Annotated in this window: 12 protein-coding genes and 3 pseudogenes; 10 read left to right on the top strand and 5 right to left on the bottom strand. The window is 63.0% G+C overall.

The window, feature by feature from the left end; translation table 11 throughout:
- Nucleotides 1-233, bottom strand: a pseudogene (locus C8K18_RS28405) (hypothetical protein); the annotation flags it as partial.
- Nucleotides 234-745: 512 nt separating this feature from the next.
- Here C8K18_RS28405 and C8K18_RS28400 point away from each other — a divergent pair.
- From C8K18_RS28400 to C8K18_RS28390, 3 genes and pseudogenes are all read left to right on the top strand, one after another.
- Complete coding sequence (locus tag C8K18_RS28400; protein WP_207909697.1) at nucleotides 746-2,047, top strand: NRAMP family divalent metal transporter; 1,302 nt, start codon at nucleotides 746-748, stop codon at nucleotides 2,045-2,047.
- Nucleotides 2,048-2,099: 52 nt separating this feature from the next.
- A pseudogene (locus C8K18_RS28395) lies at nucleotides 2,100-2,669 on the top strand (nitroreductase); the annotation flags it as partial.
- 30 nt (nucleotides 2,670-2,699) lie between these two features.
- Nucleotides 2,700-3,377: a nitroreductase family protein gene (locus C8K18_RS28390; protein WP_107710611.1), complete on the top strand. Its 678-nt coding sequence runs from the start codon at nucleotides 2,700-2,702 to the stop codon at nucleotides 3,375-3,377.
- A gap of 58 nt (nucleotides 3,378-3,435) precedes the next feature.
- Here C8K18_RS28390 and C8K18_RS28385 read toward each other — a convergent pair whose 3' ends face one another.
- Together C8K18_RS28385 and C8K18_RS28380 are read right to left on the bottom strand one after the other, a co-directional pair.
- Entirely contained in the window at nucleotides 3,436-3,909 is a 474-nt protein-coding gene (locus C8K18_RS28385) for a universal stress protein (protein ID WP_107710610.1), read from the bottom strand.
- 50 nt (nucleotides 3,910-3,959) lie between these two features.
- Nucleotides 3,960-4,313 (bottom strand): hypothetical protein, encoded by a 354-nt coding sequence (locus C8K18_RS28380; RefSeq protein WP_107710609.1) that lies wholly within the window; start codon nucleotides 4,311-4,313, stop codon nucleotides 3,960-3,962.
- Between the two features lie 231 nt (nucleotides 4,314-4,544).
- Here C8K18_RS28380 and C8K18_RS28375 point away from each other — a divergent pair, with 231 nt between their 5' ends.
- Together C8K18_RS28375 and C8K18_RS28370 are read left to right on the top strand one after the other, a co-directional pair.
- The gene (locus C8K18_RS28375) at nucleotides 4,545-6,176 is read left to right on the top strand and encodes an oleate hydratase (protein WP_107710619.1); all 1,632 of its coding nucleotides are present in this window, start codon (nucleotides 4,545-4,547) and stop codon (nucleotides 6,174-6,176) included.
- A 74-nt stretch (nucleotides 6,177-6,250) separates the two neighbouring features.
- Nucleotides 6,251-7,549: an NRAMP family divalent metal transporter gene (locus tag C8K18_RS28370; RefSeq protein WP_107710608.1), complete on the top strand. Its 1,299-nt coding sequence runs from the start codon at nucleotides 6,251-6,253 to the stop codon at nucleotides 7,547-7,549.
- A gap of 23 nt (nucleotides 7,550-7,572) precedes the next feature.
- On the opposite strand, the gene C8K18_RS28365 is transcribed toward C8K18_RS28370, so the two are convergent.
- A complete protein-coding gene (locus tag C8K18_RS28365) occupies nucleotides 7,573-8,088 on the bottom strand; it encodes a flavodoxin (protein ID WP_107710607.1) in 516 nt (171 codons plus the stop codon).
- Nucleotides 8,089-8,309: 221 nt separating this feature from the next.
- Between C8K18_RS28365 and C8K18_RS28360 the strand changes: the two genes are divergently transcribed.
- From C8K18_RS28360 to fnr, 5 genes are all read left to right on the top strand, one after another.
- Nucleotides 8,310-9,146 carry a universal stress protein gene (locus C8K18_RS28360; RefSeq protein ID WP_107710606.1) on the top strand — a complete coding sequence of 279 codons (837 nt, stop codon included), beginning with the start codon at nucleotides 8,310-8,312 and terminating at the stop codon, nucleotides 9,144-9,146.
- A 217-nt stretch (nucleotides 9,147-9,363) separates the two neighbouring features.
- Nucleotides 9,364-10,710 carry a PAS domain-containing sensor histidine kinase gene (locus C8K18_RS28355; protein WP_107710605.1) on the top strand — a complete coding sequence of 449 codons (1,347 nt, stop codon included), beginning with the start codon at nucleotides 9,364-9,366 and terminating at the stop codon, nucleotides 10,708-10,710.
- Nucleotides 10,707-11,357, top strand: a complete 651-nt coding sequence (locus C8K18_RS28350) for a response regulator transcription factor (RefSeq protein WP_107710604.1) — start codon at nucleotides 10,707-10,709, stop codon at nucleotides 11,355-11,357. Before C8K18_RS28355 ends, C8K18_RS28350 begins: the two co-directional genes overlap by 4 nt.
- A gap of 132 nt (nucleotides 11,358-11,489) precedes the next feature.
- Entirely contained in the window at nucleotides 11,490-11,921 is a 432-nt protein-coding gene (locus C8K18_RS28345; protein WP_107710603.1) for a response regulator, read from the top strand.
- The gene (fnr, locus tag C8K18_RS28340; protein WP_107710602.1) at nucleotides 11,914-12,702 is read left to right on the top strand and encodes a fumarate/nitrate reduction transcriptional regulator Fnr; all 789 of its coding nucleotides are present in this window, start codon (nucleotides 11,914-11,916) and stop codon (nucleotides 12,700-12,702) included. Before C8K18_RS28345 ends, fnr begins: the two co-directional genes overlap by 8 nt.
- On the opposite strand, the pseudogene C8K18_RS28335 reads toward fnr, so the two are convergent.
- Nucleotides 12,698-13,283: pseudogene (locus C8K18_RS28335) on the bottom strand (alcohol dehydrogenase); the annotation flags it as partial. The gene fnr and the pseudogene C8K18_RS28335 overlap by 5 nt on opposite strands.
- Between the last annotated feature and the right edge of the window lie 42 nt (nucleotides 13,284-13,325).

Here is a 13,325-nt window from a genome sequence, read left to right as displayed (position 1 = left end):
ACCGGAGTTGCGCCGTCTGGACCGGCCTGCGAATTCGGTCCGGGACCGAGGCCAGTGAACGCGAGCGGCCCGCTTCCCTGGATGAGCTTGACGAACGCTTTCGACGGTATGTCGATCTGATCCAGCGATGCGTTATTCCTGTCCGTGAAGTAGTACCGGCTACCCAGGACGACGCCGATATCGAATGAGAAGTTCACGCCCGCCTTGACGTTGGGTATGGATATGTCGGACACATGGTGGGGTCCGCCATTGTTGAGATCATCCCCGCCACAGCCTGCAATTACGACAGCCGCTGATGCGACCAATGCATTCGCCCACCTGTACTTCCGCATCGCATACCTCCCATTGTCGTCGTCGGAATACGTCTGACCAGGCGCGCACCACGAAATAATGGACGCTGCTACAGCTTAGGCATTCCATTGCATAGCGGTCCTTATCGTTTTCCCAGGTAATAGCGGGGCATGCTTCAGGTTCTCTTAAGGTTCAAAGGCGGGAGTAGCCGTGATCGTCGCTAACGCAACGTCCTCGCTTACATTTTGGAAACAACCTGCATGTGTTCTGCAAGCTTTGGCTCACACGAACGAGTTTCATCAGCAACAGCCTCGCGCTTCAACGACTCACGCCACAATGGGCTCACTTGGGTTGTCGAGGGCTAGACTTGGTTTGGAGATTGCTTGAAACTTAGGCCGGCCGCGCTCAGACGTCGCTCACCGACGACTACCTGTTCGCTTCAAAGGTGCCGAACATGGACATGGACATTGACCCCTCGGACAAACCGGACTCCGAAGTCACGTCGTGGCTCCAGAAGTTGGGCCCAGGGCTGGTGACCGGCGCCGCAGACGACGACCCGAGCGGCATTGCGACGTACTCGCAGGCGGGTGCGCAGTTCGGTTTCAACATGCTGTGGATAATCGTCATCACCTATCCGCTGATGGTGGCCATCCAGATCATCAGCGCCAGTCTGGGGCGCGTCAGCGGTCATGGTCTTGCAACGAATATCCGGCGCCACTATCCCGCATGGCTGCTGTATGGAGCAGTCGCGCTGCTTCTCATCGCCAATACCATCAACATTGCGGCCGACCTGACCGCGATGGGCGCGGCAGTCAATCTCATCGCCGGCGGTCCAACGCGCGTGTACACCGTGGCACTGGGTGCGTTGTCTGTACTGCTGCAGGTTTTCGTTCCTTATCGCAGCTATGTTCGCGTGCTCAAGTGGCTGACGCTCGCGCTGTTTGCTTATGTCGCCACCGTGTTTGTCGTCGATATTCCGTGGCACACCGTCGTTGTTCGCACGTTCGCGCCCCGCCTTTCATGGAAGAGCGATTACCTGACGACGGTCGTTGCGGTACTCGGTACGACCATCAGTCCGTACCTGTTCTTCTGGCAGGCTTCGCAGGAGGTTGAAGATATGCGGGCGGAAATCGGCCAGCACGCGCTCAGGAATGCCCCGGGGCAGGGGCCGGCAAGCCTGCGTCGCATCCGGATGGACACCTGGATTGGCATGGGATTTTCCAATCTCGTCGCGTTCTTTATCATCCTGACGACAGCGGCAACGCTGAATGCGCACGGTGTGACGGACATACAGACCTCCGCGCAAGCTGCCGTTGCCCTCAAGCCCCTTGCGGGCAGGTTCGCGTTCACGCTGTTCAGTCTGGGAATCGTCGGTACCGGCCTTCTTGCGCTGCCAGTACTCGCTGGATCGGCAGCTTATGCAATGGCGGGGACCTTCAACTGGCGCAATAGCCTCGCTCTGAAACCCCAGCTCGCAAAACGCTTTTACGGCATCATCGTGCTATCGACGCTGGTCGGTCTCGCGATCGGGTTCACACGCATCGATCCGCTGAAAGCGCTTTACTGGAGCGCCGTGATCAATGGCGTGGTGTCCGTGCCGATCATGGTCCTCATCATGTTCATGGCGATGAACCCAGAGATCATGGGGCGCTTCGTGATTCCGCTACATCTGCGGGTCACAGGCTGGACGGCTACGATTGTGATGGCGGCGGCCGCGCTAGCCATGTTCTGGTTCATGGCTCATTCCGTGACATGACCGACAGGCTTTGCGATGAACTGCGTCACACGCCACCGGCGTCCTTCAACAGGTCGTCGACGCCGCCGACGCCGAGGGTGCGGATGCCGTCTGCATCTCGAGCGCGCCGGTGCGGGAGAAAGTTGCCGGACTCGTCGCCGCGGCCGACCGCATGCAGTTCGACGACCCACGTTTCCGTCGCGAACTGGCCACGTGGATTCACCCGCGACGCCGGGAAGACGGCATGCCCGCGCTGTCGGCAGGCATGACCGCCCTCCTCGATCTCGCAGCGCCGCTGCTTGCGTCGGTCGTGCGCACGTTCGACCTGGGTGGCGGCCTTGCCGCGGCACATCATGCACTCGCTGAAGGGTCGCCGCTTCTCGTCTGCCTCGCGACGTCGACGGACGACATGCCTGCGTGGCTCGCAGCCGGCGAGGCGCTTGAGCGGCTGTTGCTGGTCGCAGCCAATGCGGGCATCACAGCGTCGTATCTGAATCAGCCGGTCGAGGTGAGCGCGCTGCGCGAACAACTGCGCGCCCTGCTGGCGATGGACGCTGTGCCGCAGCTCGTGTTGCGCGTCGGCCGCGCTAAACGCTCTGCGGCTCATTCACCGCGCCGGCCGCTTGCCGACGTCGTGTCCTGAAGGTTAAACGCCTGTCCGACGAGGCTTGCCATGAAGCATTATTTCAGACTCGGCACCACAACACCCAACGCGACAGAGGCACGCCCTGTGCATGGCGACGCCACCCCGCGCATCGCCTTGCCGCAGCCCGCGCTGAGCGGCGGCATGCCCATCATGGACGCCTTCTCGAAACGGCGCACGACGCGTCGGTTCGCCGCGACCGGGCTCGACGACGCAACGCTCGGGCAGATGCTGTGGGCCGCCAACGGCGTGAACCGAAAAGATGCTGAGGGAAACGACAGACGCACCGCGCCTTCCGTTCTCGCACTCCACGAAATCCACGTCTATGTGGCGCTCGCACGCGGCATGTATCGCTACGATCCGTTGCAGCATTGCCTCGACCTCGTGATCGCAGCCGATCTGCGTGCGTTGACCGGCTATCAGGATTTCGTCGGCGAGGCGCCCGTCGAGCTGGTGTATGTCGCCGACCTTGCCCGCATGCAGGACATCGCGCCGTCCCAGCGCGAGCCGTTCGCGTACGCAAGCGCAGGCGCCATCGTGCAGAACGTCTGTCTGTTTTGTGCCGCTGCTGGATTGGCGGTAGCGGCGAGAAGCTGGCTGAACTGCAGCACGTTGGGCGCAGAGATGCGCCTGTCGCGCGACAGCGTACCAGTCCTTGCGCAAAGCGTCGGCCATTTCGATACGAGCGATTTTCGCCCTGCACCGTGATAAACCAGTGCTTCACGCAATGACTCCAATGATCGGAGAGACGAGCGGCTAGCTCACATCAAACTGACGCCTCGCGCTTTGCGTCAGCGGGCTCGCGAACCAGCAGAACCGGGCACGTCGCACAGCGGACGAAACGCTCCGCAACGCTGCCGATCACCATGCGCCGCAATCCGCGCCGTCCGTGAGTGCCAATCACGACAAGGTCCGCGCCGCGCCGCTGCGCGCAACGCAGCAACGCGCCGGCGATGTCTTCGGCGATGCCCTGCGTCTCCACGATCTCCGTGTCGCCCACGACGTTCAGCTCGCGCATCTGCTCCAGTGCGGCATGCAGCAGCGTGGTTCCGACCTGCCGCGCAGCGTCGGTTAGAAGATGCGGATCGCAGGCACCTGCGTAGGTGAACGCCGCCGACTGATCCAGCACGTAGACGGCGGTCAGCTTGCCGCGCGAGAGCTTCGCCAGCTGAATCGCTTCGCTGAGCGCGCGCTTCGCTGCATCGCTGCCGTCGAGCGCAACCACAATATTCGCGTACATATCTGCCTCCTGAAAAAGCTTGATCGTGATGTTAAAAGTGACGTTGCAAATCAGGCGCGGGCGACATGGCGCTCGAGAAACCACTCTGCCGCATCGAAGGCCGCTCGCACAGCTTCATCCGAATCGAAGCTCTGCCGATGCTCGATCGGCACCAGTTCTCCGGTACGCAGCACGAGGTCGAGGCGCGCATCGAACAGGCGTTGGTTCGGGGCGTGATCGGACGGATTACGGCGCGCGCCCGCTATGTCGTTCTCTGCGCGCTCGCGGATCGCCTCGAGCGCCAGATGGCACCCGGAGATGCATCTGCCAAACCGCCCGAGCCGCACCAGTTGCGCGGCCGCCTCGGACTCAATCTGCGCGGACCCCGCAAATCCGAGGTAGACGATCTGCATATCGATTCCCATACCGCCTCCGCGCAAACTGCACTTTCCGTCGACCGTTGCGGCAGCAAAAGCCCCGTGGACCAGCGAGTCGATGAGAGGATCATGAGCGCGTATCCCTATCTGACGATTGACCTGCGTCAACGAGTTCACAGGGCCGCGCCACCGTGCGCCCCGTTGATCCAGCGCAACTCGCCTCCGCACTTCGCGGCTATGGTCTATACGTTCACAGCCATTACCCTGCGGGACCATCAAATGAACCAATCCGACCATTCCGATGTGGGTGCGCTGACACATCAGGCTCGCGACGAAGCGACTGGCCGCGGCCATTTCTATCTTGTCGGCGGCGGCATTGCGTCGCTTGCGGCCGCTGCCTTTCTGATCCGCGACGCCGATGTGCCCGACTGCCGCATCACGATTCTGGAAGCCCTCGGCAAGGCCGGCGGCAGTCTCGACGGCGCGGGGACGCCACAGGATGGTTACGTCGTGCGCGGCGGCCGCATGCTGGAAAGCAAGTACCTGTGCACCTACGATCTGTTCGACTCGATTCCTACGCTCGACGGTCGCAGCAGCGTGACGAAGGAAATCTTCGACCGGAACGAGACGCTGCGCACGTCGTCGAAAGCGCGGCTCGTGCGCAATGGCAAACGTGAGGACGCACCTGCGTACGAGCTCGCCGAGACACACCTGCTGACGCTTGGCCGTCTTGCGCTCGAACCGGAAGCACTGCTCGGTGACAGTCGCATCTCGGACCATTTCGAGCGCGATTTCTTCGAGACGAACTTCTGGATCATGTGGTGCACGACGTTCGCCTTTCAGCCCTGGCACAGCGCTGCCGAGTTCCGCCGCTATCTGCTGCGCTTCGCGCATATGACGCCGGGCTTCAACCAGTTGCACGGCATCATGCGCACGGTCTACAACCAGTACGATTCCATGGTGCGGCCGCTGCGCAAATGGCTGGACGAACACGGCGTGGAGTTTCGCACCGGCACGCGAGTGCTGGATCTGCGGTGTGACGAAAGTGGCGAACTGAACCGCGTCGCCGGCATCGTCTGTGAACACGGTAGCGGGCGCGCGGAAATTCCGGTCGGCGAGAACGACAAGGTCATCGTCACGCTGGGCTCGATGACCGCAGGATCGAGCCTCGGCGCCACCAATCGCGCTGCGGCGTTCAATCAGCACGACAGCAGCGGCGCCTGGGCGCTCTGGAAAACCATCGCGGCCGGACGCAGCGAGTTCGGTCATCCTTCGGTATTCGCCGATCACGTCGACGAATCGCGCTGGCTTTCGTTTACCGCGACACTGCACGATCCTGCGTTATTTCGCCTGATCCGCGATCTGACCGGCAATGTGCCGGGCGAAGGCGGCCTGATTACGTTCCCGCAATCGAGCTGGCTCATGTCGATCGTGCTGCCGCATCAGCCGCATTTCATGGGTCAGCCGAAGGACGTGCAAGTGTTCTGGGGTTATGGGCTTTTCGTCGACCGGCCGGGCAATTTCGTCGCCAAACCGATGGCCGAATGCACGGGCCGCGAGATCGTGACGGAGCTTCTCGGCCATTTGCACATCGAGGCGCAGGCTCAGCGCATTCTCGACGACGCAATCTGCATTTCATGCCTGATGCCGTTCATCACGAGCCAGTTCCTGCCCCGCAAACGCGGCGACCGGCCGCAGGTCGTGCCCGAGGGCTGGGCGAACCTTGCATTCGTCGGACAGTTTTGCGAGTTGCCGAACGACGTCGTGTTCACCGTCGAATATTCGGTTCGCTCCGCTCAGACCGCTGTCTACACACTGCTTGGCCTGGATCGGACCGCTCCGGCTGTGTATAAAGGTCAGCACGATCCGCGCGTGGTGTACGGCGCGGCTTCCGCGTTGCGCGGCCACTAAGGGACCGATGTTTGTGCAGCGCGTGGCTCGGACATGACTCGCGACGAAGCAAACGCCTGCTCGAGGGGAACGCTTTGGAACTCGACGCAACACCGCTGAAACGTCAGCGCACGATATTGGCGCGGCTCAAGGAGCATCCGCTCGCGCGCGTCGGGCCCGGCCTCATCACCGGTGTCGCCGACGACGACCCCAGCGGCATCGCCACCTATTCGCAGGCCGGCGCGCAATTCGGGCTGAACATGCTGTGGACCATGCCGCTTGCGTTTCCGCTCATGGCGGCCGTCCAGTCGATGTGCGCGAACCTGGGCCGAGTGACCGGCAAGGGCCTCGCCGCCAACATCAAGGAGGCTTTTCCGCCCGTCGTGCTTTATGGCGTGGTGCTGCTATTGCTCGTGGCCAACACACTCAACATCGCCGCCGATGTCGCCGCGATGGGCGAAGTCGCGCAGCTCGTCAGTGGCATCGACCGTCACGTGATGACCGTGTGCTTCGTATTGGCGACACTGCTGTTGCAGATCTTGGTGCCCTATCATCGCTACGTGATTTTTTTAAAATGGCTGACGGTTTCGCTGCTTGCCTACGCAGCGGTGCTGTTCGTCGTTCATGTGCCGTGGCGCGAGGTGGCGCTGCGCACCCTCTGGCCGCGCTTCGATGTGAATGCGGATGCCGCGGCGATGGTGGTCGCCGTCTTCGGTACGACGATCAGCCCGTATCTGTTCTTCTGGCAGACGTCGGAAGAAGTCGAGGACATGCGCGCCCATCCGAACAGCGCGCCGCTCGTGGACGACGCGCGCGAGGCGCCTGCGGAACTGCGGCGTATCAGTTGGGACACCTGGAGCGGCATGCTCTATTCGAACGTCACGGCCTGGCTCATCATGCTCGCCACTGCTGTCACGCTGCATGCCGCTGGCGTCACAGACATCGCCACGGCCGCGCAGGCCGCGAGCGCATTGCGGCCGCTTGCGGGCGACTTCGCCTATCTGCTCTTCTCGCTCGGCATACTCGGCGTGGGATTTATCGGCGTGCCAGTGCTTGCCGGTTCGGGCGCCTATGCGTTGACTGAGGCGCTCGGGTGGCCAGAGGGGCTCGAGCGCAAGCTGCGCGACGCGCGAGGCTTTTACGGCATCATCGCCGTGAGCGTGCTGGTCTCGCTCGCAATCCAGTTTTCATCGATCAGTCCGATGAAAGCGCTGCTCGTTAGTGCTGTGATCAACGGCGTAGTGGCCGTACCGCTGATGGTTGTGATTCTGCTGCTGGTCACAAGGCGTGCGGTGATGGGCGATTTCATCGCGAGCCGGCCGCTTATCGCGCTGGGCTGGGTCGCGGCAGCGGTGATGGGCGCGGCGGCGCTGATGATGTTGCTGCCGCGCTAGACAAGCCGGCGCGGCGCAAACAATCAGCAACTCCATTCCAGCGCCACGTAGTGCGCGAGGTGACGTTCCAGTACGCCCGCGAATGATTCGAGCGCCGTGGTCCCCACGCCCTGCGGCACCTGCCCAGCACGCACCTTGCATTGCGCGACGGGCGCCTTGCCTGCGAGCGCGCGCATTTCGTCGAAAGCCGTGCCTGCGCCAAGGCCCCCGAAGGTGCAAAAGAATCCGACATGGCGGAACCTCGATCGGTTTTGCAGCAGGTACGCGCGGACCGGTGCCGACACCGCACCCGCCCAGACTGGCGTACCCACGAGCACAAGGTCGTACTGTGACGGATCGAGCCCCGCCGGGACGATTTCGGCCGGCCGCTTCCGCCACGAGTCGATAACACAGCGCAGATACCCCAACGCTCCGCGACGCTCGCTGAAGTCGCAGATTTCCTCGATGTCGGCGGACAACATGCCTGCGAGCGCGCCAGCAAGCCTGCGGGTGGTACCGGTACGCGAGAAAAAAACGACGAGAACGCGTGGCTCGGACATGACTCGCTCCTTTGATGGAAAGCGCAATGGCGCGCACTCGTGCGCCATGCATGTCCTGAGGATAGAGGCCGGCGCAGACCTGCTCATGACCTAAGTCAACCCACGCGCGACGCACGGCGCCTGTGGCGCCGTTGATCTGCATCAACGAGGCGGGCGCGATCATTCCTAGACTCAAGCTCACCTGTCCCAGCGTCGTTACTCATTCTCCCGGAGCGCCCGCCATGAGCTACAAGACTATCGTTGTACATCTCGACACGAGCCCAACCGCCCATCCGCGGCTAGAAACCGCACTGTCTCTCGCTAAACAGTTCGGCGCGCATCTGACCGGTGTATTCGCAATGTTCTCGCCCGACCCACGGTCGTTGTACGTGATGGCCGGTACGGCCGAGTACTACCGCGAGCATGAAGAGCGACGCGCGGAGCGCAGCGCGGCGCTCCAGCGGCTATTCCACGCGGAACTCCGGCGTGCGGAAGTAGAGGGCGAATGGATTGCCGTCGACGAGTCCGCGAGCTTTGCCGTGCCGCGACTTGGCCGCTGCGCGGATCTCATCGTCGCCGCTCAGCACAATCCTGGCGACGCCGAATCGTATGTCGGCGACCTGTTCCCCGAGAACCTGATTCTGTCGAGTGGTCGTCCGGTGCTGCTCGTGCCGTATGCCCGCAATGAGCAGACGACGGGCAGCCGAATTCTGGTGGCGTGGGACGGCAGCCGCGAAGCCACGCGCGCCGTGCATGACGCGTTGCCGTTCATGCGCGCGGCAAAAAGCACCACGATTCTCACCGTCAACGGCATGCGAGACGGCGGAAGCCTTCGCATTCCCGGCGCGGACATCGCCACCGTCATCGCGCGCCATGGTGTGCATGTCGATGTGGTCGACATCGAAACAGGAGCCGATGGCTCGGTCGGCGAGGTGCTGCTCTCGCAGGTGGCCGACGCAGGAGCCGACCTGCTGGTAATGGGCGGATACGGTCATGCACGCTGGCGCGAACTGGTGATGGGCGGCGCGACGCGCACGATCCTCAAGTCGATGACCGTGCCGGTGCTCATGTCACATTGAGCTGCAGGCATTCGCCGGTACCGGCCGCACGGCACTGGCATGAACCAGGCGTTTGACGGACAATGAGCGCAACTATCGGCTTTGCGCGCGGGTAGTCCGCCGTCCACGCGGCTACAAAGCCGCCCTCAAACCGAGGCGCCTGCCCGTAGCCCCGCGATGTCGGCGGCATCTTGCAGCGCAACCGATCCTTCTCTGCAGTCTTTCCAAAGAGGCGCACATGCCCGTCAGCGGTCGCACGCCCACGCCGCGCAATGCGGTGTCGAACGAGCGGTTGAGCTGGTTGGCGGGGCGGCCCGCACTCGCGGCAGCAACAGCGTTTGCCGCGTCACTGGCGGTGATGCTGGCCGCGCGGCGCTGGTTCGATCCGGCGCTGCTCATCTGCGTCGCCGCGGCGTTGCTCGTCGCCACAAGCACGCTCATGCTCTTGCGCGCGCGTCGCGAAGCTTCTTCCGCGCACAGCGAGGCAAGCGCCGCGATCAACCAGTCCGGCGTGAACGACGCGCGCATGATGGCGATCATCCGTTCGTCGATGGAAGCGATCATCACCATCGACGAACAGCAGCGTGTCGTGCTCTTCAATCCAATGGCCGAACAGATTTTCGGATGCTCGGCCATGGACGCGATCGGCGCGCCGCTCGCGCGCTTCATCCCCCAGCGGTTTCGCGCGGCGCACGCCCGGCATGTCGAACAGTTCGGCGTGACAGGCGTGTCCGACCGCCAGATGGGCCGGCAGCGCGTGCTCTGCGGCTTGCGCGCAAACGGCGAGGAATTCCCGATCGAGGCTTCCATCTCGCAGATTCGCGACGGCGGCGCAACGCTTTACACCGTCATGCTGCGTGACGTCACCGAACGCGTGAAAGCCGAACATGCGCAGCAGCAGGCCCGCGAGGAATTGCGCGAACTGTCCGCCAATCTGCAGAAAATCCGCGAAGATGAAAAGACGCGCATCGCACGCGAACTGCACGACGATCTTGGCCAGCAACTGACCGCTCTGAAAATGGACATCTCGTCGGTTGAAGAAGCGCTTAACGGGTCCGCAAGCGAACTGGTGCGCGACCATTTGCAGGGCATGCGCCGTCTTATCGACGCGACCGTGGCGTCGGTTCGCCGCATTGCCGCCGATCTGCGGCCGGTGATGCTCGACGACCTTGGACTCATCCCCGCAGTCGAATGGCTCGCGAACGACTTCACGAACCGCTATGGCATCGACGTCGAGCGCGACATCGAAACCGGCGACGCACGTTTCAGCCCCGCGGGTGCGACCGCGCTGTTCCGTATCGTGCAGGAAGCGCTGACCAACGTTGCGCGACATGCCGACGCCACGCTCGTCACACTGAGCCTGCGCGCCGGCGGCGAGGGCGTCGTGCTGCGCATCGCCGACAATGGCCACGGCATGTACCGTAACCGCGAACCGGCGGGCAAGTCGTTTGGTCTGCTGGGCATTCGCGAACGCGCCCATATGCTTGGCGGCGCCGTCGACATTCAAACCGAGCAAGGCCACGGCTTTGCGTTGAGCGTCACCATTCCAGCGGAGGCGGTGCAGATGCAGGAGTTGCAACCATGACTCGGGTCTTGCTCGCCGACGATCATGCGCTCGTTCGCGACGGTCTGCGTCACATTCTCAAGGGCGCAAGCGGCTTCGATGTGGTGGGCGAAGCGAGCGACAGCGCGAGCACCGTCGCACTGATGCGTGCAAGCGCCGCGGACGTGCTGGTGCTCGACCTGTCGATGCCGGGCCGCAACGGCGTCGAGCTGATAAAACAGATCAAGGACGAAAAGCCGTCGCTGCGTATCCTCGTGCTGACCATGCACGCCGAGCAGCAATACGCCGTGCGCGCGTTCAAGGCCGGCGCGTCCGGCTATCTGACCAAGGAAAGCGCGAGCGCGGAGCTGGTGACGGCCGTGACGAAGGTGGCAGCGGGCGGCGTCTACGTGAGCCTCGCGATGGCCGAGCGCTTCGCGCAGAGTCTGAACGAGCCCGCCGACCTGCTACCGCATCAGCGCCTGTCGGACCGCGAATTCGACGTCCTCAAGCGCATTGCCGCCGGCCAGACCATCACGGAAATCGCGGCCGAGTTGTGCGTCAGCGCGAAGACCATCAGCACCTACAAAACCCGCATCCTCGAGAAAATGCAGATGCCGCACGAAGCGGCGCTGGTGCGCTATGCGATGCGTCACAAGCTGGTCGATGACGAACAGGACAATATCTGACCGCCTCCGCCGCCCCACTGGCGGGCCGCGACGCCTGATGTAGGAAACGCCCTACAGACCTTCCCACTCGCCTACACGAAGTTAGCTCAGCGCCGATTTCATTTTGAGATGGCGCGGCCAATACTTCGAGGCATGAACTCAAGCCTCAATCGCCCCGCCCTGCGTGTTTTTCTCGTCGACGATGCCTTCCCCGTACGGCGCCGTATGGCCGCGTTGTTCGGCGCGCTCGACGGCGTGGAAATCGTCGGCCAAGCCGAGGAGCCCGGTGCGGCCTTCGCGGGCATCGAGGCCGCCGCAGCTCATCTGGTAGTGACGGAGTTGCACCTGAACGGTGGCACCGGCATGGAGTTGCTGGCCTTGCTCGCCCAACGCATGCCGCACGTGATCGCGATGGTGCTGACCAACCGTTCGGGCGCCTGGTTCCGGCGCGCATGCCTGACAAGCGGCGCGCACTATTTTTTCGACAAGACTCGCGAATTCGAACTTGCGAGAAGTGCGATTCAGCGGATCGCCATCGAACATCACGAACGCGCCTTTCTTCCATCAGGAGCACATCATGTCTGACGTTGCCGCTTGTCCGGTCAGTTCGCGCACATTCATCCCGCTGCAAACTGCATTGAGGCCGGCACAAGAAGCTACTACTGACCGCGCCCCGCGCAAGGACGCCATGCGCTGCTCGTCGTGCTCCATGCGCCCCATGTGCATGCCGCAGGGCCTGACGCCCGAGGAATTACAGAGGATCGAAGCGCTCATTTGTCCGTCGCGGACCATCAGGCAGGGCGAGACGATCTTCCGCGCGAACGATTCGTTTCACAGCATCTATGCGGTGCGCGCGGGATCGTTCAAGACCGTCGTCATGCACCGCGACGGCCGCGCGCATGTGACGGGCTTTCATCTCGCCGGCGATTCGCTCGGACTCGACGGCGTGTGCTCAGGTCATCATAGCTGCGATGCGGTCGCGCTCGAAGACAGCAAGGTCTGCATCATTCCGTTTCATATGCTCGAGACGATGTGCCGCGAAGTGAAGGCGGTTCAGCTGCACGTGCACCGCCTGATGGGCAGCGAGATCGTGCGCGAATCGTCGCAGATGATGCTGCTCGGCACGATGTCGGCGGAACAACGCGTGGCGACGTTCCTGCTGAATCTCTCGGAGCGCCTCAGAAAGCGCGGCTATTCGCCGGCGGAATTTCACCTGCGCATGACACGAGAGGAAATTGGCAGCTATCTCGGGATCAAGCTCGAGACGGTGAGCCGGATGTTGTCGCGCTTCCAGCGCGATGGCTTACTCGACGCGCACGGCAAGGACATCCGCATCCTCGATCACGACGCCCTTTCCCGGGTTTGATGGCCAGCACTGCGGCGCCTGTCATGCGGCCATCACGCAGATCGGCGCGCGCGGTTAGCATCCTCCCCCTTAAGTCGTGGTTTAGAGCGTGAGCTGCGTCTCGCCCGCGATGCGTATGAAAGCCAGTCCATCGCCGCAGGTGGGGTTCCCTACCGAGCCCATCCGCCGTTCGCCCCACAGAAGTGAAAAGCGGAACGACGGGATATCGCTCATGTGGATCGCACCGCAGATCACCACGCCACCTTTCACGACTGCTTTCAAAGCTTGGGGAACGAGCGCACCGACCCGCGCAAACAGCAACACGGCGCCCAGCCGCAGCGCGAGTTGCTGCGCCGCGCGACCGCCGGGTCGTGTGATTGCGTAGACTGTGCGCTGGTGATGAACCGCCACCGCGCAGCGTATGCGCCGCAGCACTGAACCGCTCGGGACGAACAAGCTCGCGGTCGACCTGGTGAAGGTCCGTGCGGCACACGCCGCACCCGTGGACATCGATCAATATCTGCCCAATACCGGGCCTGCGATCCGGGCAGGTCGTCTTCGCGAAGGGTCGATGAGTCACCGTCGAACACTATTGCGCGCATAGACATTCCCCCTGGCTTTCACCGACGCCCCGTGTCGTTGCA

The sequence above is a fragment of the Paraburkholderia sp. GV068 genome, assembly GCF_003058125.1.
GTDB classification, from domain to species: domain Bacteria; phylum Pseudomonadota; class Gammaproteobacteria; order Burkholderiales; family Burkholderiaceae; genus Paraburkholderia; species Paraburkholderia graminis.
The sequence above is the reverse complement of the archived record's forward strand: the minus strand, read 5'-3'. Positions and strand labels throughout refer to the sequence as shown.